The 21213-nt window shown below is 60.5% G+C and carries 22 protein-coding genes and 1 other RNA gene; 13 read left to right on the top strand and 10 right to left on the bottom strand.

What is annotated here, in order from left to right:
* The coding region (locus D8V06_RS05135) for an NADPH:quinone oxidoreductase family protein (RefSeq protein ID WP_130930552.1) at positions 1-709 on the bottom strand (709 nt) is incomplete at its 3' end.
* Between the two features lie 150 nt (positions 710-859).
* Between D8V06_RS05135 and D8V06_RS05130 the strand changes: the two genes are divergently transcribed.
* Positions 860-1267, top strand: coding sequence for a flagellar basal body-associated protein FliL (locus D8V06_RS05130; RefSeq protein WP_056854084.1), 408 nt, complete (start codon positions 860-862; stop codon positions 1265-1267).
* A gap of 72 nt (positions 1268-1339) precedes the next feature.
* Here D8V06_RS05130 and D8V06_RS05125 read toward each other — a convergent pair whose 3' ends face one another.
* Complete coding sequence (locus D8V06_RS05125) at positions 1340-1789, bottom strand: EVE domain-containing protein (protein WP_130930551.1); 450 nt, start codon at positions 1787-1789, stop codon at positions 1340-1342.
* A 197-nt stretch (positions 1790-1986) separates the two neighbouring features.
* Here D8V06_RS05125 and D8V06_RS30330 point away from each other — a divergent pair, with 197 nt between their 5' ends.
* Positions 1987-2142 carry a hypothetical protein gene (locus D8V06_RS30330; RefSeq protein WP_008048702.1) on the top strand — a complete coding sequence of 52 codons (156 nt, stop codon included), beginning with the start codon at positions 1987-1989 and terminating at the stop codon, positions 2140-2142.
* 35 nt (positions 2143-2177) lie between these two features.
* On the opposite strand, the gene D8V06_RS05120 is transcribed toward D8V06_RS30330, so the two are convergent.
* The 4 genes from D8V06_RS05120 to D8V06_RS05105 all read right to left on the bottom strand — a co-directional run bounded on the left by D8V06_RS05120 (position 2178) and on the right by D8V06_RS05105 (position 3601).
* On the bottom strand, positions 2178-2783 hold the full coding sequence (locus D8V06_RS05120) for a 5-formyltetrahydrofolate cyclo-ligase (RefSeq protein ID WP_056854082.1): 606 nt from the start codon (positions 2781-2783) through the stop codon (positions 2178-2180).
* 85 nt (positions 2784-2868) lie between these two features.
* Positions 2869-3047: non-coding RNA, 6S RNA (ssrS, locus tag D8V06_RS05115), on the bottom strand.
* A gap of 30 nt (positions 3048-3077) precedes the next feature.
* The gene (locus D8V06_RS05110) at positions 3078-3395 is read right to left on the bottom strand and encodes a cell division protein ZapA (protein WP_008055229.1); all 318 of its coding nucleotides are present in this window, start codon (positions 3393-3395) and stop codon (positions 3078-3080) included.
* A complete protein-coding gene (locus D8V06_RS05105) occupies positions 3392-3601 on the bottom strand; it encodes a TIGR02449 family protein (protein ID WP_007982902.1) in 210 nt (69 codons plus the stop codon). The genes D8V06_RS05110 and D8V06_RS05105 overlap by 4 nt, the downstream gene beginning before the upstream one ends.
* Before the next feature lie 206 nt (positions 3602-3807).
* On the opposite strand from D8V06_RS05105, the gene D8V06_RS05100 reads away from it, so the two are divergent.
* The 10 genes from D8V06_RS05100 to gcvP all read left to right on the top strand — a co-directional run bounded on the left by D8V06_RS05100 (position 3808) and on the right by gcvP (position 16405).
* Positions 3808-4365, top strand: coding sequence for a YecA family protein (locus D8V06_RS05100; RefSeq protein WP_056854081.1), 558 nt, complete (start codon positions 3808-3810; stop codon positions 4363-4365).
* Between the two features lie 26 nt (positions 4366-4391).
* On the top strand, positions 4392-5726 hold the full coding sequence (pepP, locus tag D8V06_RS05095) for a Xaa-Pro aminopeptidase (RefSeq protein ID WP_056854080.1): 1335 nt from the start codon (positions 4392-4394) through the stop codon (positions 5724-5726).
* The gene (gene ubiH / locus D8V06_RS05090; protein WP_130907765.1) at positions 5723-6910 is read left to right on the top strand and encodes a 2-octaprenyl-6-methoxyphenyl hydroxylase; all 1188 of its coding nucleotides are present in this window, start codon (positions 5723-5725) and stop codon (positions 6908-6910) included. The genes pepP and ubiH overlap by 4 nt, the downstream gene beginning before the upstream one ends.
* On the top strand, positions 6903-7388 hold the full coding sequence (locus D8V06_RS05085; RefSeq protein WP_130907764.1) for a DUF4442 domain-containing protein: 486 nt from the start codon (positions 6903-6905) through the stop codon (positions 7386-7388). Before ubiH ends, D8V06_RS05085 begins: the two co-directional genes overlap by 8 nt.
* Positions 7389-7397: 9 nt before the next feature.
* Complete coding sequence (locus D8V06_RS05080; protein ID WP_177434375.1) at positions 7398-8615, top strand: 2-octaprenyl-3-methyl-6-methoxy-1,4-benzoquinol hydroxylase; 1218 nt, start codon at positions 7398-7400, stop codon at positions 8613-8615.
* 205 nt (positions 8616-8820) lie between these two features.
* Complete coding sequence (locus tag D8V06_RS05075) at positions 8821-9825, top strand: extracellular solute-binding protein (RefSeq protein ID WP_130930550.1); 1005 nt, start codon at positions 8821-8823, stop codon at positions 9823-9825.
* A 157-nt stretch (positions 9826-9982) separates the two neighbouring features.
* Complete coding sequence (locus D8V06_RS05070) at positions 9983-11599, top strand: iron ABC transporter permease (protein WP_130903836.1); 1617 nt, start codon at positions 9983-9985, stop codon at positions 11597-11599.
* Positions 11600-11755: 156 nt separating this feature from the next.
* The gene (gene gcvT / locus D8V06_RS05065) at positions 11756-12838 is read left to right on the top strand and encodes a glycine cleavage system aminomethyltransferase GcvT (RefSeq protein ID WP_056854074.1); all 1083 of its coding nucleotides are present in this window, start codon (positions 11756-11758) and stop codon (positions 12836-12838) included.
* A 49-nt stretch (positions 12839-12887) separates the two neighbouring features.
* On the top strand, positions 12888-13271 hold the full coding sequence (gene gcvH / locus D8V06_RS05060; protein ID WP_056854073.1) for a glycine cleavage system protein GcvH: 384 nt from the start codon (positions 12888-12890) through the stop codon (positions 13269-13271).
* A gap of 260 nt (positions 13272-13531) precedes the next feature.
* Positions 13532-16405 (top strand): aminomethyl-transferring glycine dehydrogenase, encoded by a 2874-nt coding sequence (gcvP, locus tag D8V06_RS05050; protein ID WP_130930549.1) that lies wholly within the window; start codon positions 13532-13534, stop codon positions 16403-16405.
* Between the two features lie 137 nt (positions 16406-16542).
* Here gcvP and D8V06_RS05045 read toward each other — a convergent pair whose 3' ends face one another.
* The 3 genes from D8V06_RS05045 to D8V06_RS05035 all read right to left on the bottom strand — a co-directional run bounded on the left by D8V06_RS05045 (position 16543) and on the right by D8V06_RS05035 (position 19147).
* Complete coding sequence (locus D8V06_RS05045) at positions 16543-16860, bottom strand: DUF2388 domain-containing protein (protein WP_056854071.1); 318 nt, start codon at positions 16858-16860, stop codon at positions 16543-16545.
* Positions 16861-16933: 73 nt separating this feature from the next.
* A complete protein-coding gene (locus tag D8V06_RS05040; protein WP_056854070.1) occupies positions 16934-18718 on the bottom strand; it encodes a GspE/PulE family protein in 1785 nt (594 codons plus the stop codon).
* Between the two features lie 90 nt (positions 18719-18808).
* A complete protein-coding gene (locus tag D8V06_RS05035) occupies positions 18809-19147 on the bottom strand; it encodes a hypothetical protein (protein ID WP_130930548.1) in 339 nt (112 codons plus the stop codon).
* 126 nt (positions 19148-19273) lie between these two features.
* Here D8V06_RS05035 and D8V06_RS05030 point away from each other — a divergent pair, with 126 nt between their 5' ends.
* Positions 19274-19744, top strand: a complete 471-nt coding sequence (locus tag D8V06_RS05030; protein ID WP_130930547.1) for an Lrp/AsnC family transcriptional regulator — start codon at positions 19274-19276, stop codon at positions 19742-19744.
* 111 nt (positions 19745-19855) lie between these two features.
* On the opposite strand, the gene D8V06_RS05025 is transcribed toward D8V06_RS05030, so the two are convergent.
* A partial coding sequence (locus D8V06_RS05025) for a CYTH domain-containing protein (RefSeq protein ID WP_130930546.1) occupies positions 19856-21213 on the bottom strand: 1358 nt, incomplete at its 5' end.

The following is a 21213-nucleotide window of genomic DNA, read 5'->3' as shown; positions in this document are numbered from 1 at the left end:
CCACCAGCAGGCGGCCGTTCCAGGCGATGGCGCGGATGGCCTGGTCGAACAGGTCACCACCCACCGGGTCGTAGATCACGTCGGCACCCTGGCCATCGGTCAGGCGTTTGATTTCGTCCTTGAGGCTGGTTTCGCTGTAGTTGATCAGTTCGTCGGCCCCCGCGGCTTTGGCCACGGCGAGTTTTTCTGCGCTGCTGGCGGCAGCGATCACACGGGCGCCCATGGCCTTGCCGATCTCCACTGCCGCGAGGCCGACGCCACCGGAAGCGCCGAGCACCAGCAGGGTTTCGCCCGGCTGCAGGTTGCCGCGCTGCTTGAGCGCGTGCATCGAGGTGCCGTAGGTCATGCTGAAGGCGGCGGCTGTGTTGAAGTCCATCGACGGCGGAATCGGTAGCACGTTGTAGCCCGGCACCGCGACCTGTTCGGCGAAGCTGCCCCAGCCGGTCAGGGCCATGACCCGGTCTCCGACTTTCAAGTGACTGACCTTTTCACCCACTTCGCAGACCACGCCGGCTGCTTCACCGCCCGGTGAAAACGGGAAGGGCGGCTTGAACTGGTACTTGCCCTCAATGATCAGCGTGTCGGGGAAGTTGACCCCGGCGGCGTGCACATCCAGCAGGATTTCGTTCTTCTTCGCGACAGGGCTGGCGACGTCTTCCAGCACCAGCGATTCGGCAGGGCCGAAGGCTTTGCACAGCACGGCTTTCATCAGGGCTATTCCTTTGGGAGTGATGGCCGATAAGTGTAGGTGTGTGAGTCGATGGGTCAACGAGCATGCCCGGCCCTGATAGGCAGCCATAAGCTTGTGCTTGCGCGGCGGGTCGTTATGCTAGGCCGCAAACCGGATAAGGAGCGAATTGTGAAAGCGTGGATCATGTTGATGCTGGCCCTGTCTCTGCCTGTGGCAGCAGTGGCCGAAGAAGCCAAAGAGGATGCGGCACCGAAGGTCAATTACATCACCCTGAGCCCGCCGTTCGTGGGTAATTACGGGCTCGATGGCACGCCGAAACTCAAGGTATACAAGGCCGATGTGGCGTTGCGTGTGACCGGCGAAGAGGCGACCAAAGCGGTCAAGGCCAACGAGCCGCTGATTCGGAATCAGCTCGTGGCGTTGTTTGCCCAGCAGACTACCGAGACGATGAACAACGTCGAGGCCAAGGAAAAGCTGCGTCAGGAAGCGCTGAAGCAAACCCAGCAGATCATGAACGACGAAACCGGAAAGCCGGTGGTTGAGGATCTGTTGTTCAACAACCTGATCATCCAGTAATGCTGGACCTGTAGGAGCAAAGCTTGCTCGCGATAGCGCACTCAAGACCGCCATCGCCGGCAAGCCGTGCTCCTACAGAAGCGCAATCACCGCCGCCCACTGCTCCGGCGTCACCGGCATCACCGACAGCCGCGATCCTTTCTGCACCAGCGGCATTTCGGCCAGTGCCGTCTGCTGCTTCAGGTAATCGAGCTTCAAGACCTTGGAAAACGTCTTGATATGTTCTACGTCAATTGCACTCCAGGCGTTTTTTTCCGTGGTTGCCTTGGGGTCGTAGTAATGACTTTCAGGCTCCAGCGCCGTCGGGTCTGGATACGCGGCTTCGACTATCTTGCCGATCCCGGCGATCCCTGGTTCCGGGCAGCTGGAGTGATAGAAGAAAAACTCGTCCCCCATCGCCATGGCCCGCAGGAAATTTCGCGCCTGATAGTTGCGGACCCCGTCCCAGCGCGCTCTGCCAAGCTTCTCCAGGCCTTTGATCGAGAGTTCGTCGGGCTCGGATTTCATCAGCCAATAGGCCATGTTTTTTGTTCCTTGCGAGGTGAGTGGGCAGGTTGTCGGGCAATTTTATGACAAACCGACAGTCGGTTGACGCCAGCATTTGCGCAGCGGTTCACGTTGCCGCAAAATGCCGGCCTTTAGAGCTTGACGCTGCTGCACGGCCTACAAAACGGAAACCGCTGCTGTCATCGTGTTGATATGCCTTTGGGGGGCAATCGATGAAACGCAAACCGGATTTACTATGGATTTTGGTCATTTTGTTCGGCCTTGGCGTCGTGACCACTGGCTATGCCCAAAGCCTGTGGGCCAACAAGACCGACGCGCCGGTCGAAGTAGCCCAGTTGCAGCAACAGTCGACTGCGTTCAAGCGCTGATCCTGTCTTTTCGACGCCGCTGACGCCAGTGGCGTCTAGCCCGCGTAATACCAGGCCTTGTCCGTTACCGTTCCTTGCAGCGGCACATCCCAGCTCGCTTGAGCCAGGCGCTCGACCTTCTGACATTCATGGGCCAGCCCCAGCAGTGTCGGCTTGCGCCAGTCATTGCGACGCGCCAGGTAGGCCAGGCTTCGATCGTAGAAACCGCCGCCCATGCCCAGGCGTCCGCCGACATCGTCAAAACCCACTAATGGCAGCAGCACCAGATCCAGCGCCCAGACTTTGCGTTGCCGGGCAAGGTTGTGCCGGGGTTCGAGTATCCGAAAGCGGTTGGGCTTGAGCTTTTCACCGGGGCGGATGCGCTGGAAAACCATTTTGGTTCGCGGCCAGGCGCTGAGTACCGGCAGATAGGTGGCCTTGCCTCGACGTTGAGCCGCACGCAGCAGCAGTCGCGGGTCAATTTCACCGTCGGTGGGCAGGTAAAGAGAGATGTGTTTTGCGCGGCGAAACAGCGGTTGCTGAGCCAATTGCCTGTACAGCCCGCGAGCTGCCGCGCGCTGTTGACTGGGCGTCAATGCGCGGCGGGCCTTGCGCAGCAAGCGTCGAAGTTGCGGGCGGGGAAGCAAAGCAGGTTCGGTCATGGAATCGGCTTCAGCAGTATGGGTACGCAAATGGTACCCATAAAAACGCCGATGCCGGTATTCAAACCGGCATCGGACTGGAATCAGGCTCCCCGGATGTACCGCTGTCGACTTAGCCCTTGAACCCGAAAGTTCAAGGTGGAAGATGCAGTAGGCTTTAAGGCTTTCCGTCTAGCGGACATGCACACCAGCCCAACGTGCAACCTCCAGGGTATAGCAAATCGGCTCAGGGACATCGCCAACTGGCAAGCACCCCAGGGAGTGATCGGAGTATACCGCAAGCGGTGGCGCGAATCAGCCTTTGGTGACGTCCGGATCGGTCGCGAGCACCAGATCGACGCGATCGAGCAGGTCACGTACCTGTTCACGGGTCGAGCCGCTGGCCTGGATATCCGGGCGCTCTTCCTTGTGCAGCAGGTCGTGGGTGATGTTCAGCGCAGCCATCACGGCAATACGGTCGGCACCGATAACTTTGCCGCTGCTGCGAATCTCGCGCATCTTGCCGTCCAGATAGCGGGCGGCGCTCACCAGGTTGCTGCGCTCTTCCTGGGGGCAGATGATCGAATACTCTTTGTCGAGGATCTGCACGGTGACGCTATTGCTTGAACTCATGAGTCTTGCTCCAGGGCCTTGAGGCGCGAAATCATCGATTCGACCTTACGCCGGGCGATTTCGTTTTTTTCAATGAGGTGAGCGCGTTCCTCGCGCCAGGTCTTTTCCTGAGCTAGTAAGAGTCCGTTTTGGCTCTTAAGTTGCTCGACTCGGGTAATCAGCAGTTCGAGTCTGGCCATCAGCGCTTGCAGGTCGGTGTCTTCCATTGTCTTCACTGTCTGATGGGGTTGAACTGTAGGAGCGAGCCTGCTCGCGATGAACCCGAGAACGCCGCGGGTGTCAGGTACCCAGCGTAATCGTTGGCGGCCATCGCGACGGTGCGACGATTCGGCAGGCTCGCTCCTACAGAGGAGTCGATGTAGGATACAAGGCCTTCATTCTAGACATAGCGCCGTCTGGCGCCTAGCTGCCCATGACCATTCAGAATTCCCCGTACCAAGCTTTCGCCACCCTGCTGACTTCCAGTGGTCACAATGTCTCGCCTGCCGAACTGCACGGCCTGTTGCTCGGCCGCAGCTGCGCGGGTGCCGGTTTCGATGCCGAAGGCTGGCTGATCGACGCCGCCGAACTGCTCGAAAACGAGCCGCAGGACAACGTACGCAACGCCTTGATCGGCCTGCAAGAGATGGTCAAGGGCGAGCTCACCGGCGATGACGTGACCGTCGTCCTGTTGCTGCCGACCGACGATGCTCCGCTTACCGACCGCGCCGCTGCGTTGGGCCAGTGGTGCCAGGGCTTCCTCAGCGGGTTCGGCCTGAACTGCCGTGACAGCAGCGCCCTGAGCACCGAGGCCACCGAGGTGTTGCAGGATCTGGCAGCGATTTCCCAGGTGCAGGATGCCCTGGAAGAGTCCGAAGACGGCGAAACCGACTACATGGAAGTCATGGAATACCTGCGCGTCGCGCCGCTGCTGCTGTTCTCGGAAACCAAGAAAGACGCGGCGGCTGCCGCCAAACCGTCGCTGCACTGATCAAACCCAGGGAACGCCATCTGCCCATGATCCATATCCCGAAATCGGAATACAGCCGTCGCCGCAAGGCCTTGATGGCGCAGATGGAACCCAACAGCATCGCCATCCTGCCCGCCGCCGCGGTCGCCATCCGCAACCGCGACGTCGAGCACGTCTACCGTCAGGACAGCGACTTCCAGTACCTCAGCGGTTTTCCCGAGCCGCAGGCGGTACTGGTGTTGATGCCAGGCCGCGTGCATGGCGAGTACATTCTGTTCTGCCGCGAACGCAACGCCGAACGTGAGTTGTGGGATGGCCTGCGTGCCGGCCAGGAGGGTGCGATTCGCGACTTCGGCGCCGACGACGCCTTTCCGATTACCGATATCGACGACATTTTGCCCGGCCTGATCGAAGGTCGTGACCGGGTGTATTCGGCCATGGGCAGCAACCCGGAATTCGACCGGCACTTGATGGAATGGATCAACGTGATCCGCTCCAAGGCCAATCTCGGCGCCCAGCCACCGAACGAATTCGTTGCCCTGGATCATCTGCTGCATGACATGCGCCTGTATAAGTCGGCGGCAGAAGTGAAGGTGATGCGCGAGGCCGCACGGATTTCCGCCCAGGCGCATGTCCGTGCCATGCAGACCAGCCGTGCCGGCTTATACGAGTTCAGCCTTGAAGCCGAACTCGATTACGAATTCCGCAAGGGTGGGGCGAAGATGCCGGCCTACGGTTCGATCGTTGCCTCTGGGCGCAACAGCTGCATCCTGCATTACCAGCAGAATGACGCCGTGCTCAAGGACGGCGATCTGGTGCTGATCGACGCCGGCTGCGAAATCGACTGCTACGCCAGCGACATCACCCGCACCTGGCCGGTCAACGGCAAGTATTCCGCAGAGCAGAAGGCGATCTACGAACTGGTGTTGGCCGCGCAGGAAGCCGCGTTTGCCGAGATCGCACCGAATAAACACTGGAATCAGGCCCACGAGGCCACTGTGCGGGTGATTACCACCGGCCTGATCGAATTGGGTTTGTTGCAGGGTAATGTCGAAGAGTTGATCGCCAGTGAAGCCTACAAGGCGTTTTACATGCACCGCGCCGGTCACTGGCTGGGAATGGATGTGCATGACGTCGGCGAATACAAGGTCGGTGGCGAATGGCGTGTGCTGGAAGTCGGCATGGCGTTGACGGTAGAGCCGGGGATTTACATCGCTCCGGACAATCAGAGCGTGGCGAAAAAATGGCGCGGCATTGGCGTGCGCATCGAGGACGACGTAGTGGTCACCAAAAACGGCTGTGAAATCCTCACCAAGGGCGTACCGAAAACAGTGGCTGAAATCGAGGCTTTGATGGCGCAAGCGCGGACACAAGCGGCATGAGTCGAGTCAATCTGGCAATCATCGGTGGTGGCCTGGTCGGTGCCAGCCTGGCGTTGGCGTTACAGGCCGGGGCCAAGGCTCGGGGCTGGAAAATCGTCCTGATCGAGCCCTTCGCGCCCGGCGATTCGTATCAGCCAAGTTATGACGCGCGCTCCACGGCCTTGTCCTTTGGTGCACGGCAGATTTATCAGCGCCTCGGCGTTTGGCAGGAGATCTCCCGCCGCGCCGAACCGATCAAACAGATTCACGTCTCCGACCGTGGGCGTTTTTCCACGGCGCGGCTGTCGGCCATGGAGGAAGGTGTGCCGGCGTTGGGTTACGTGGTGGAAAACGCCTGGCTCGGCCAGTGCCTGTGGCAAGGCCTGGACAAAGACGTCATCAGTTGGCGGTGCCCGGCCGAAGTCACCCGCATGGAGCCGCTCACCGATGGCTATCGCCTGATCCTCAATGACGAAACCACACTGGAATGCGACCTCGCCGTGTTGGCCGATGGCGGCCGCTCAGGGCTGCGCGAGCAATTGGGCATCGGCATTCGAAAGCGCCCGTACAACCAGAGCGCGCTGATCGCCAACATCACCCCGAGTGAAGCCCACAACGGCATGGCGTTCGAGCGTTTTACCGACGATGGCCCGATGGCGTTGCTGCCGCTGCCGGACAACCGCTGCGCATTGGTCTGGACCCGTTTGGGGATGGACGCGCAACGCTTGGCTGCATTGGATGAACGCAGTTTTCTCAGCGAGTTGCAGGGCGTGTTCGGTTATCGCTTGGGCACGTTGAAGCAGGTTGGCGCTCGGCATTTGTACCCATTGTCGCTGGTCGAGGCCGAGGAACAGGTACGCTCGCACCTGGCGGTGCTCGGCAATGCCGCCCATAGCCTGCACCCGATTGCCGGACAGGGTTTCAACCTGTCGCTGCGTGATGCCCAGGCACTGGCCGATGCATTGCTCGCCAGCGAGCAGCCATTGGGCCACTTCGCGACCTTGCAGGCTTATCGCGAACGACAGCGCCTGGATCAGAACCTCACCGTCGGTTTCTCCGATCAGGTCACGCGCCTGTTCGGCAGCACCCAGCCACTGGTTTCGTTGGGGCGCAATCTCGGATTGCTCGGTCTGGATCTGCTGCCGCCGGCCAAACGCTGGTTCGCCCGACAGGCCATGGGCCTGGGTACTCGCCCTGATGCTTAAGTGGCTGACTCGCACGTTCGGCAAGGCGCGACTGATGCGCCGATTCATGAGCTTCTATCCGCCGTACCTCGGCGCCGGCGTGCGCGTGCGGCATATCAGCGATGACTTTCGCGACATCCAGGTCTCCATGGGCTTGAGCTGGTACAACCGCAATTACGTCGGCACCCAGTTTGGTGGCAGCCTGTATTCGATGGTCGACCCGTTCTTCATGCTGATGCTGATGGAGAACCTGGGGCGCAACTACATCGTCTGGGACAAGGCGGCGGACATCGATTTCATCGCGCCGGGCAAAGGCCCGGTGTTCGCCCGTTTCAACATCGACGACACGTTGCTCGACGAGATCCGGCGACAGACGGCGGGTGGCGAAAAATACCTGCCGCAATTGCAGGTCGATATTCATGACGGCGCCGGCCACCTGGTGGCGCGTGTCGGAAAAACCCTTTACGTGCGGCTCAAGCCGCAAGCGAGACAGGCTTAAAGCATGGAAATGCGCGCAGATCTGCTGATTGTCGGAGCCGGAATGGTCGGCAGTGCCCTGGCGCTGGCGTTGCAGGACAGCGGGCTGGAAGTCCTGCTGCTCGACGGCAGTCCGATGAGCGTCAAACCGTTTGACGCCCAAGCCCCGTTCGAACCACGGGTGAGTGCGCTGTCCATCGCCAGCCAGCGGATTCTCGAGCGCCTGGGTGTGTGGGACGGCATCGTCAGCAGGCGCAGCAGTCCCTATAGCGACATGCACGTCTGGGATGGCAGCGGTACCGGGCAGATCCACTTCTCGGCAGCCAGCGTGCATGCCGAGGTGCTGGGACACATCGTTGAGAACCGCGTGGTGCAGGACGCCTTGCTCGATCGCTTGCACGATTGTGATTTAGGCATGCTGGCCAACGCGCGTCTCGAACAAATGCGTCGCTCCGGCGACGATTGGCTGCTGACCCTGGCCGACGGCCGCACGTTGCGTGCACCGCTGGTGATCGCCGCGGATGGCGCCAATTCGGCAGTGCGGCGCCTGACGGGCGTGGCGACGCGGGAGTGGGATTATTTGCATCACGCCATCGTCACCAGCGTGCGCAGCTCAAAAAACCATCAATCGACAGCCTGGCAGCGCTTTACCGACAACGGCCCGTTGGCGTTTTTGCCGTTGGAGCGTGATGGCCAGCACGACTGGTGTTCGATCGTCTGGTCGACTACGCCGAGTGAAGCCGAACGCCTGATGGCGCTGGATGACGAGGTGTTCTGCCGCGAGCTGGAGCGAGCCTTCGAAGGTCGGCTAGGGACCGTGCTCAATGCCGACCCGCGTCTGTGCGTGCCACTGCGTCAGCGGCATGCCAAGCGTTATGTAGCTGAAGGCCTGGCGCTGATTGGCGATGCGGCCCACACCATTCACCCGTTGGCCGGGCAGGGCGTGAATCTTGGCTTCCTCGACGCCGCCGTACTGGCCGAAGTGTTGTTGCAAGCGGCGAGCCGTGGCGAGCGTCTGGCGGATGTGAAGGTACTCAGCCGCTACGAACGTCGCCGCATGCCGCATAACCTGGCGCTGATGGCGGCGATGGAAGGCTTCGAGCGACTGTTCCAGGCCGATCCGTTGCCGGTGCGCTGGTTGCGTAATACCGGGCTGAAGCTGGTTGACCAGATGCCGGAGGCCAAGGCGCTGTTTGTGCGCGAAGCGCTGGGTTTGATCGGGGATCTGCCGGCGCTGGCCAAGGCCTGAGATATTGATGGCCTGTGGCCTGTTCGCGGGCAAGCAAATCGACACGCACTGGTAGGAGCGAGGCTTGCCCGCGAAGGCGTCGGCACATTTTCCAACAACGTCGCCTATGCAACATCTGGTAACGCCTCCGCGAACTGTTCGATTGAGAAGCTAAATGTGAGTCCTTATCATTTGGTCTCACTTTTTCAATCGAGAGACCGCTCCCATGTTGGCACCGAAGCGTCTACTGACCGCACTGGCCCTGGCTCTGATTGGCAGCACTGCCGCCCAGGCCGCCGACGAGGTGGTTGTCTACTCCTCGCGTATCGACGAGCTCATCAAGCCAGTCTTCGATGCCTACACTGCAAAAACCGGTGTGAAGGTGAAGTTCATCACCGACAAGGAAGCGCCGCTGATGCAGCGGATCAAGGCCGAGGGCGAGAACGCCACAGCCGACCTGCTGCTGACCGTTGATGCCGGCAACCTCTGGCAGGCCGAGCAGATGGGCATTCTCCAGCCGTTCACCTCGAAAACCATCGACGCCAATATCCCGCTGCAATATCGCGCAGCTTCCCATGCCTGGACCGGCCTGAGCTTGCGCGCGCGGACCATCGCCTACTCCACCGAGCGGGTGAAGCCGGGCGAGTTGACCACCTACGAAGCGCTGGCCGACAAGAACTGGGAAGGTCGCCTGTGCCTGCGCACGGCAAAGAAGGTCTATAACCAGTCCCTGACTGCCACCATGATCGAAGTGCACGGCGCCGAGAAAACCGAGAAGATCCTCAAGGGCTGGGTCAACAACCTGTCCACTGACGTATTCTCCGATGACGTCGCCGTACTCGAAGCCATCAACGCCGGCCAATGCGATGTGGGCATCGTCAACACCTACTACTACGGTCGCCTGCACAAGCAAAAACCTGATCTGCCGGTGAAGCTGTTCTGGCCGAACCAGGCGGATCGTGGCGTGCACGTCAACCTGTCGGGTATCGGCCTGACCAAACACGCGCCGCACCCGGAAGCCGCCAAGGCCCTGGTGGAGTGGATGACCACGCCTGAAGCGCAGAAAATCTTTGCCGATGTGAACCAGGAGTTCCCGGCCAACCCGACGGTTCAGCCATCCGCAGAAGTGGCGGCGTGGGGCAAGTTCATTGCCGATACCTTGCCGGTGGAAGTCGCGGGCAAGCGTCAGGCTGAGGCGATCCGGATGATGGATCGGGCTGGTTGGAATTGACGTTATCTTTATACTGCGCGCCTTTACGGCACTGATCGTTCCCACGCTCTGCGTGGGAATGCATCCACCGACGCTTCGCGTCGAAGCGTGACGCAGAGCGTCACAAGATGTGTGCCCACGCAAAGCGTGGGCACAATCATTTAAACGAGAGTTTTCCTTGGCCCACCCCGCCCAACGCCGCTGGTATCCCCTGGTCTTCGCCATCGCTGCGCTGGTCCTGTTGCCCTTGAGCGTGTTGCTGTTGTCCTGGCAAACCATCGATCAGCAGATCTGGTCCCATCTCTGGGAAACCCAGATGCCGCGGTTGTTGGGCAACACCCTGACCCTGGTGCTTGGCGTTGGTGTCGGCGTGACGGTGCTCGGTGTGAGCCTGGCCTGGCTCACCAGCCTTTGCGAGTTCCCCGGCAGGCGCTGGCTGGACTGGGCCTTGATGCTGCCCTTTGCGATTCCCGCCTACGTGCTGGCGTTCGTCTTTGTCGGCCTGCTGGATTTCGCCGGCCCGGTGCAAACCCTGTTGCGTGAGTGGTTCGGCACCGGGCTGCGCCTGCCGCGCGTGCGTTCCACGGGTGGGGTGATTGTGGTTTTGGTGCTGGTGTTCTACCCCTATGTTTACCTGTTGGCGCGCACGGCATTCCTGGCTCAGGGCAAAGGCTTGATGGAGGCTGCTCGGGTGCTGGGGCAATCGCCCTGGCAGGCGTTCTGGCGGGTGGCCATGCCCATGGCGCGTCCTGCCATTGGTGCGGGTGTGGCATTGGCGCTGATGGAAACCCTGGCGGATTTCGGTGCCGTGTCGGTGTTCAACTTCGACACCTTCACCACCGCCATCTACAAGACCTGGTATGGCTTTTTCAGCCTGTCCAGCGCCGCGCAACTGGCCAGCCTGCTCCTGCTGGTGGTGATGGTGGTGTTGTACGGCGAGCGGCGTGCCCGTGGTGCCAATCGGGCGAGCAATGAACGGCCACGGGTCAAGGCGCTGTATCACCTGCATGGAGTCAAAGCGCTGCTGGCCACCGGCTGGTGCGGTCTGGTATTCGCCTGCGCCTTCGTCATCCCTGTGCTGCAACTGTTGGTGTGGTTCTGGCAGCGCGGGCGCTTCGATCTCGATGAGCGTTATACCGGTCTGATCGTCCACACGCTGTACCTGGGCGCGATGGCGGCGTTGGTCACTGTCAGTGTCGCGTTGGTCCTGGCGTTTGCCCGACGCTTGGCGCCGACGCAGGGCATCCGCGCAGGTGTCAGTCTGGCCAATCTGGGTTATGCATTGCCCGGTTCGGTGCTGGCGGTGTCGATCATGCTGGCGTTCAGTTATCTGGACCGTGAGCTGGTGATTCCACTCTCCGGCTGGTTCGGCGGAGCCGGCAAGCCACTGCTGCTGGGCAGTCTGGCAGCGCTGTTGCTGGCCTATCTGGTGCGTTTCATTGCCGTGGCTTATGGGCCGCTGGAAAGCAGTCTGGCGCGTATACGGCCATCTTTGCCCGAAGCGGCACGTAGCCTGGGTGTCAGCGGTCCGCGACTGTTTTTCAAAGTGTATCTGCCGTTGTTGCTGCCCGGTTCGTTGAGTGCGGCGCTGCTGGTGTTTGTCGACGTGCTCAAGGAAATGCCCGCGACCCTCCTGATGCGCCCGTTTGGCTGGGATACGCTGGCAGTGCGAATCTTCGAAATGACCAGTGAGGGTGAGTGGGCGAGGGCGTCGTTACCGGCCTTGACCCTGGTTTTGGTCGGGCTGCTACCGGTTATCGGATTGATACGACGTTCGGCGCATCGAAACAGCTAGGTGCCAGTCCTACACCTTGCGGCTACAATGCGCGGCATTCGGTGCGGTCCGTCTGACAGACAAGGTAGTAAAAATCGGCTGGAAGCCTTTGAATTCAAGGTTTTCAGACGGTTTATCACTCGCCCGCACCTTCGCCACGCCCGGAAGGAGAAACCCATGGGACAGCGTACGCCTCTGTATGACCTTCATCTCGCCCTCGGCGCGAAGATGGTCGATTTTGGCGGTTGGGATATGCCTCTGCATTATGGATCGCAGGTCGAGGAACACCATGAGGTGCGCCGCGATTGCGGTGTCTTCGATGTATCCCACATGACCGTGATCGATGTCAGCGGCCCCCAGGCCAAGGCCTGGCTGCAGCACCTGCTGGCCAACGACGTCGAACGCCTGCACAGCTCCGGCCGTGCGTTGTACAGCGCCATGCTCAATGAACGTGGCGGCATCGTTGACGACATGATCGTCTACCGCCTCGATGAGGGTTATCGCCTGGTGGTCAACGCCTCGACGCGCGATCAGGACATGGCGTGGATGCAGGCGCATCTCGACGGCTTCGATGTACAGCTCAACGAACGGGCCGAACTGGCGATGCTGGCCATTCAGGGGCCGCATGCCCGGCACAAGATTGCCGAACTGGTGAACCAGTCCCGCGGCAATCTGATTCAGCTGCTCAAGCCTTTTGAAGGCCAGCCCGACGGTGACTGGTTCATTGCGCGTACCGGCTACACCGGTGAAGACGGTCTGGAAATTATCTTGCCGGCCGATCAGGCGCCGGGATTCTTCAACGATCTGGTCGGGGCGGGTATTTCCCCGATCGGGCTGGGCGCACGTGACACCTTGCGGGTCGAGGCCGGGATGAACCTCTACGGCCAGGACATCAATCAAGACGTTTCACCGCTGGCCTCCAACATGGCCTGGAGCATTGCCTGGGAACCGACCTCGCGCCAGTTCGTCGGCCGCAAGGCACTGGAGGCGGAACAGGCCGGAGGAATTCAGCACAAACTGGTGGGGCTGGTCCTTGAGGAACGCGGCGTTTTGCGCGCGCATCAAGTGGTCCGCATCGCTGATGTTGGCGAAGGGGAGATCACCAGTGGTAGTTTCTCTCCTACGCTTAGCAAGTCGATTGCACTGGCGCGCGTGCCGATGGCAACTGCCGACCGCGCAGAAGTGGAAATCCGTGGCAAGTGGTACCCGGTTCGAGTGGTCAAACCGACCTTCGTACGCCATGGCAAAACCTTGATCTAATCTTTTCCGGCGGGCTTGGACCGCCGACAATTTTCCTGAGGAACTGAACATGAGCGATATTCCTGCCGACCTGCGTTTTGCCGAAAGTCACGAATGGGCACGTCTGGAAGCCGATGGCACCGTCACCGTGGGCATCAGCGATCACGCGCAGGAAGCGCTGGGTGATGTGGTGTTTGTCGAATTGACCGAAGTCGGCAACGTGTTTGCCGCGCAAGATCAGGCCGGTGTCGTTGAATCGGTGAAAGCCGCTTCCGACATCTATTCGCCGATTGCCGGCGAAGTGATTGCCGTGAACGAAGAGCTGAGCGCCAACCCGGAACTGCTCAACTCCGATCCGTACGGCGCCTGGATCTTCAAGCTCAAGCCAGGCAACAGCGCTGACCTGGACAACCTGCTCGACGCCGCCGGTTACAAGGCTGCCATCGGCGAGTAAGCCTTCAAGCGTCACCCCAAAGCCCCGACCTGTCGGGGCTTTTTCATGCCTGACAACTTTCGCGATACCTGCTTTTTTGTGGGAGCGAGCTTGCTCGCGATGAGGGCCTCACATTCAACATTTATATTGGTTGATCTACCGCTATCGCGAGCAAGCTTTGCTCCCACAGGGTTTTCCAAAGAATCGTGTCCGACATCGGCTGCTATGCTGGTTTGACCGTGTTGCATCGACGCTGAGCGCCAGCCAAGAGAGAGCCCGTCATGTCCCAGTTGCCGTCCCTGAGCCAGTTACGCGACCCCAATGCCTTTCTTCGCCGCCACCTCGGGCCGGATGCCGCCGAGCAGCAGGCGATGCTCGACAGCCTCGGTCTTGGCAGCCGGGTCGAGCTGATCGAACAGACTGTGCCGCCGGGAATTCGCCTGAATCGGGCGCTTGATCTGCCACCGGCACTGGACGAAGAAGCGGCGCTGGCGAAGCTGCGGGGATATGCCGAGCAGAATCAGGTCTGGACCAGCCTGATCGGCATGGGCTATCACGGCACGCTCACGCCGACGGTCATCTTGCGCAACGTGCTGGAAAATCCCGGCTGGTACACCGCTTACACGCCTTATCAACCGGAGATCGCTCAGGGCCGGCTCGAAGCGCTGTTGAACTTCCAGCAACTGACCATCGATCTCACGGGGCTGGAATTGGCCAACGCCTCTCTGCTGGACGAAGCGACCGCCGCGGCGGAAGCCATGGCCCTGGCCAAACGCGTTGCCAAATCGAAAAGCAATCTGTTCTTCGTCGATGAAAACTGCCATCCGCAGACTATTTCCGTGGTGCAGACCCGCGCCGAAGGCTTCGGTTTCGATCTGATCATCGATGCTGTGGATAACTTGAAGCAGCACCAGGTGTTCGGCGCGCTGCTGCAATATCCCGACACCCACGGCGAGATCCGCGACCTGCGTCCCTTGATCGATCACCTGCATGCCCAACAGGCGCTGGCCTGTGTCGCCACGGATCTGCTGAGCCTGCTGTTGCTGACCCCGCCGGGAGAATTGGGTGCCGACGTAGTGTTCGGTTCGTCCCAGCGTTTCGGCGTGCCCATGGGCTACGGTGGGCCGCATGCGGCGTTCTTTGCCAGCCGCGACGAATACAAGCGAGCGATTCCTGGGCGGATCATCGGCGTGTCGAAAGATGCACGGGGTAACGTGGCCCTGCGCATGGCCCTGCAAACCCGCGAGCAACACATTCGTCGCGAGAAAGCCAACTCCAACATTTGCACGGCCCAGGTGTTGCTGGCCAACATTGCCAGTTTCTATGCGGTCTACCACGGGCCGGAAGGGCTCAAGCGCATTGCCCAGCGTGTGCATCGACTGACCTGTATTCTCGCCGAGGGCCTTGAGCGCAAGGGCATCAAGCGCCTGAACCAGCAGTTCTTCGACACGCTGACGCTGGACGTCGGTGGCACCCAAACGGCAATTATCGAAAGCGCCGTGGCCGCACAGATCAACCTGCGCATCCTGGGGCGTGGGCTGTTGGGTTTAAGCCTCGACGAAAGTTGTGACGAAACCACGGTGGCAAAACTGTTCGATGTGTTCCTGGGAGCCGATCATGGGCTCGACGTCGACGAACTGGACACACAAACGCTGGCTTGCGGCATACCGGCCGGCCTTTTACGCACTACGCCTTATCTGCAACATCCGGTGTTTAGCGCCCATCACAGCGAAACCGAAATGTTGCGTTACCTCAAGCAGCTGGAAAATAAGGATCTGGCGCTCAATCAGTCGATGATTCCACTGGGCTCGTGCACCATGAAGCTCAACGCCACCAGCGAGATGATCCCGATCACCTGGCCGCAGTTTGCCAATCTGCATCCGTTCGCACCTAAAGAGCAGGCGGTCGGTTATTCGTTGATGATCGAGGAGCTGGAGCGCTGGCTCTGCGCGATCACCGGTTTCGATGCGATCTGCATGCAACCCAACTCGGGCGCCCAGGGCGAGTACGCGGGATTGCTGGCGATTCGCAAATACCACGAGAGCCGCCAGCAGGGTGCGCGCGATATCTGCCTGATTCCATCATCCGCCCATGGCACCAACCCGGCGTCGGCGCAGATGGCCGGGATGCGCGTGGTGATCGTTGAATGCGATGAGGCCGGCAACGTCGATCTGGAGGACTTGAAGGAAAAAGCGGCAGACGCCGCAGACAAACTCTCTTGCCTGATGGCGACGTATCCTTCGACCCATGGCGTCTACGAGGAAGGCATCAGCGAGATCTGCGCGGTGATTCACCAGCACGGCGGCCAGGTGTACATGGACGGCGCCAATCTCAATGCCCAGGTCGGGCTGGCGCGGCCTGCAGACATTGGCGCCGATGTGTCGCACATGAACCTGCACAAAACTTTCTGCATTCCCCACGGCGGCGGCGGGCCGGGCATGGGGCCTATAGGCGTGCGCGCGCATCTGGCGCCGTTCGTGGCCAACCATCCGGTGGTGCCCATCGACGGACCGCTGGCACAGAACGGTGCGGTCAGCGCGGCGCCGTGGGGCAGCGCGAGTATCCTGCCGATCAGCTGGATGTACATCGCCATGATGGGGCCGCAACTGGCCGACGCCAGCGAAGTGGCGATCCTGGCGGCGAATTACCTGGCGCGGCATTTGTCCGGCGCGTTCCCGGTGCTCTACACCGGGCGCAACGAGCGGGTGGCGCACGAATGCATTCTCGACCTGCGACCTTTGAAGGCGCTCACAGGCATCAGTGAGGAAGACGTTGCCAAGCGCCTCATGGACTATGGCTTCCACGCACCCACCATGTCGTTCCCGGTGCCGGGGACGTTGATGGTCGAGCCTACGGAAAGCGAATCGAAAGCCGAGCTGGACCGCTTCATCGGGGCAATGCTGAGTATTCGCGCAGAGATTACCGAAGTGCAGAATGGCAACTGGCCGGCCGAAGATAATCCCTTGAAGCGCGCACCGCATACGCTGGCCGATGTCACCGGGATCTGGGAACGGCCCTACAGCATCGAGCAAGCAGTTACGCCGGACGCGCATACCAAGGCCCACAAGTACTGGCCGGTGGTGAACCGGGTGGACAATGTCTACGGGGACCGGAATCTGTTTTGCGCGTGTGTGCCGGTGGATGATTACCGCTGACAGTACTCGTTCCTGTAGGAGTAAGGCTTGCCCGCGATAGCGACCTTGAGATCGTCATCGCGGGCAAGCCTTGCTCCTACAGTTTGTGCAAAAAAATGCCGCTCATTTGAGCGGCATTTTTCGTTCAGCAACCGGGCTTATTCGGCAGCCACGGCATTCTTCGCCAGAATCGCATTCGCCAGTTCCATATCCGTAGCCTGCAGGCCCGGGTTGTCGGCGCGGACTTTCTGCATGGCCGCTTCCAGGTACGGGCCGCGGATGCCGCCGTCGCTGGCAACGAAGCTGCCGGCATCGTCCTGGGCGGCGACGATCAGTTTGTGATCCTTGAAGGTCAGGTAGGTCGAAGCGGTGGTCGCACCGGACGAAATGACATTACGCCAAAAGCTATCAGCCATCGCCGAACCGACTGGCAGGGACAACAGGGCGATGGTGGCGACAGCAAATTTGAAACGCATAGGGGTGACTCCACTGGGTTTTTAACTACGGGGTTGGATCGTCATCGCCCCATCCAGTTCCATCACCGCACGCCTACTTCTGCTCGCTCTGCGGCGTCACGCGCAAGACTTCTTCGACGGTGGTCAAACCCGCCGCCACTTTCTGCGCCCCCGACAATCGCAAGCTGCGCATGCCCTCCTTGAACGCCTGTCGCCGCACCGCCAGCAAGTCGGTGTCCGGGTTGATCAGGGATTTGATGCCGTCGCTGAGCTGCATGATTTCGTAGACGCCCGCTCGCCCGTGATAACCAGTGTCGCGGCATTCCAGGCAACCGATGGCGCGTTGAGCGTTACCGGGCAACGGCGCCTGCCAGGGCCGGGTCAGGGTTTGCCAGTCCTCTTCGTTCAAGGCTTGTGGTGCCTTGCAGTGCGGGCACAAGGTCCGCACCAACCGCTGGGCCATGACGCCGAGGACCGTGGCTTTGATCAGGTAGTGCGGCACGCCGAGTTCCAGCAAACGGCTGATGGCGCTGGGTGCATCGTTGGTGTGCAGCGTCGACAGCACCAAGTGGCCGGTGAGGGCAGCTTGAATGGCCATTTCGGCAGTTTCCAGGTCGCGGATCTCGCCGATCATGATGATGTCCGGGTCTTGCCGCATCAGCGCGCGCACGCCGGCGGCGAACGTCAGGTCGATGTTGTGCTGGACCTGCATCTGGTTGAACGCCGGTTCGACCATTTCAATCGGGTCTTCGATGGTGCAGAGGTTGACCTCCGGCGTCGCCAGTTTTTTCAGCGTGGTGTACAGGGTCGTGGTCTTGCCCGAACCGGTCGGCCCGGTGACCAGAATGATGCCGTTGGGTTGGCGGGTCATGTCTTGCCAGCGGCGCAGGTCGTCTGCGGAAAAACCCAGCTGGTCGAAATCCTTCAGCAGCACTTCGGGGTCAAAGATCCGCATCACCATTTTTTCGCCGAAGGCTGTCGGCAGGGTCGAAAGCCGCAGTTCGACTTCCCCGCCGTCCGGGGTCTTGGTCTTCACCCGGCCATCCTGGGGTTTGCGCTTTTCCGCAACGTTCATCCGCCCCAGGCTTTTCAGGCGACTGACGATGGCCATGGTCACTTGCGGAGGAAATTGGTAGACGTTGTGCAACACGCCATCGATGCGAAAACGCACCGTGCCCTGCTCGCGCCGGGGTTCGATATGGATATCGCTGGCGCGCTGCTGGAAGGCGTACTGGAACAACCAGTCGACGATGTTGACGATGTGCGCGTCGTTGGCGTCCGGCTCCTGGTCGCTGGCGCCAAGGTTGAGCAATTGTTCGAAGTTGCCCAGGGTATTGACTTGCTGATCGGCGTTGTTGGCCCCGGTGACCGACTTGGCCAGGCGAAAGAACTCAACGCTGAAACGCTGGATATCCACGGGGTTGGCCACCACGCGTTTGATCGGCAGCTTCAGTACATGGGTCAAGTCGGCCTCCCAGCCGTTGACGTATGGCTGCGCGCTGGCGACCGTCACGGCGTCGCGGTCGATGGCCACCGCCAGGATCTTGTGACGCTGGGCGAAGGCGTAGGACATCAACGGCGTAACGGCGGCGACGTTGATTTTCAGAGGGTCGATTCGCAGGTAAGGCTGGCCGGCCTGCTGGGACAGCCACAGGGTCAGGTTTTCCAGATCAAGATGCTTGCCCGGACGGCTGAGGTCGTCCAGTTGTTGGCTGGCGATGAATTCCAGCGGGTGCATCTGGCCCTGTGCGGCATGGCGGCGACGGGCATTGAGTGCCTGCTCGGCAGAATCCTGGTTGATAAAACCTTGGGCGACCAGCTCGCGCAGCACATCATTGAGATCCAGCCAGCGGTCCTGAATTGAGAGTTGAACGGACATGCGGGCTCCTTTTGGACAACAGTCCGCAAAGGATAGCCGCGGCTCCGCAGACCGTTGGGCCACTACCCGACGAAGGCGTATCCGGTCTTTTCAGCCAGTCGCCTGAGCCGGCTCAACCCAGGCTGAATCGACGGTTCGCAACTCAACCGAGCAGACGCTGATGAGGTTACGAAGTTTTTGTGCAATGACCTTGGCGCGGTGCCAGCTCAAACCGTCGATGACGATCTCGATGGCTAGCAGATCGTGCTGGCGCTGCACGTTGACCTGGTCCGGCGTGAGGCATTGCAGCGCAAACAGGTTGAGTGCGCGGCACAACAAGTCCGGTTCGGCTTCGGCCAGCAATTGGTAGTGCACACGGCAGTGGGTATTGCCGGCATTCCAGACGTCGGCGCGGATGGGAAAAGTGTTCACGGCTTCGAGATGCGGCATGGTCGGACTCCAAAAAACATGGAGAAATTTTTACATCCGTTGCTGGGTATTTCTTCTCTATGATTGAGCGAAAGACGGTTATGTCGAATCAATCAATTCGTTTACAAAGCGGTATGGGGTATTTTTATGCAGGTTGAGTTGGACAGCTACGACCGCAAGATTCTCGCGTTGCTGCAAGAAGACGCTTCGCTCTCCAGTGCGCAGATCGCTGAGCAGGTGGGACTCTCGCAGTCACCGTGCTGGTGGCGGATTCAGCGTATGAAGGACGAGGGGATCATTCGTGCACAGGTGACGTTGCTGGATCGCAAGAAAATCGGCCTGAACACGCAGATATTTGCCCAGATAAAACTCAACGCCCACGGGCGATCGAACTTCACCGAATTCACCGAGGCGATTCGCGGTTTTCCCGAGGTGCTGGAGTGTTATGTGCTGATGGGGGCTGTGGACTTCATGCTGCGGATCGTCGCGGCGGACATCGAAGCGTATGAGCGCTTCTTTTTCGAGAAGCTGTCGCTGGTGCCGGGGATTCAGGAAGTGAACTCGGTTGTGGCGTTATCGGAGATCAAGTCCACGACCAGTTTGCCGGTGTTGCGGTGATTGTGCTGGCCTCATCGCTGGCAAGCCAGCTCCCACAGGTCTTTGGGTTGAAACACCCTATGCGTTCCAATAGTGAACACTGTGGGAGCTGGCTTGCCAGCGATGGCGGTATTACATGCGCAGCAGCATCTTCCAGGCACGGTTCTGATAAACCGCAATCGCCTGCTGCTTGCGCGCATCGAGCAATTCATCGGTGATCGTCGGTTCGTTGGCCAGTTGCGCCAGTTTGTTCAGCTCACCGTACAGGCGGTCCATTTCCGGTATCTCCAGTACGTTGCGCGCATGGTGCAACCAGACCTGGATGCGTTCGATGCGCGGCAGCTGTTCAGCCAGATCTTCCGGCTGTTGCTGGTAACGCTGCAATTGCAAGGAAGTGGCCTCTTCGCCCAGCAACCGTGGCAACCAGCTGCCCAATTGCGCAGCGCCCTGACGATTGCCGCGGGTGTTGCGCTCGGCGGTCCAGGTGCGGGCCAGCAACCAGCGTGAAGTGGTCAGGGAGAACAGGCCCCAACGCGGGTCTTCCAGCTCCTCGAGGAATTGCTCCGGCGCGGCTTTGCGCACGTCTTCATCCTCGAGACCGGCCTGAACCAGCGGACGCCAGTCTTCCAGCAAGGCATCGAGCGCGACGCGCAGGTCGTGGGTCGACTGACGCGGGGCGGCTTGCCCGAGGCTGCTGATCAGCGCGCGCATTTCAGCCAGGCACTCGACCCAGTCCTGCAACAGGCGCCAATGACCGTTGAAGCGATACTGCTCGGCCAGACGCTGGCTGCTGCCCAGCAAATGCCAGCTCAGCGCGGCGAACGCGTCGTCCAGCGGGGTTTCGGCGGTGATCTGCGGCGCCGGCAGGCTCAGCGAATAGCTGTGGGCGTCGTACAGGCGATAACCGCGCTCGGCCTTGCTGATATCGCAAGGCATCAGCGCCAGTTTCTCGGCCAGCTCGGCGGCCAGTTCCAGCAGTGCGGCCGGCTCGCCTTCGCGCAGTTCCAGTTCAAGCTCGCAGATTTCTTCTTTCTGTTTGCCGACCACGACGTGGCCCAGATCCAGAGCGGCTTCGATAACCACTTTGGTCTTGCCACGGCCCCAGGCGATTTCTGCACGTTCGCGGACGAAGTCGGTGGTGAAGATCGGCTTCAGGGTTTTCTTGTCCAGTTCGGCCAGTTCCTCGGGCCAGCATTCGCCGTCGAGTTTCTTCAGGTCGAGCTTGGCTTTGGGCAGGTTCCAGTCGTACTCGTTACGCTCGGACAGACCGGCAATGCTTTGGCCGCGGGTTTTGAGGGTCTGGATCACTTCTTCGCCATCCTTGCGCAGGCGCAGGGCGACTTTGGCCCGGGCCAGATCGCGCTCCGGGGTGTCGAAGTATTGATTCATCAACTCACGGCGTTCCCAGCCACTTTTGTTGCGTTTTTTAAGAAGAGGGTGCTCGCGCAGGGCGGCGAGGGTTTCGCGGCTGACGCGGAGTTTGATTTCGG

It is taken from the genome of Pseudomonas sp. Sample_24, from assembly GCF_004307605.1.
Lineage (GTDB): Bacteria > Pseudomonadota > Gammaproteobacteria > Pseudomonadales > Pseudomonadaceae > Aquipseudomonas.
This window is presented reverse-complemented; position numbering and strand designations above follow the sequence as displayed.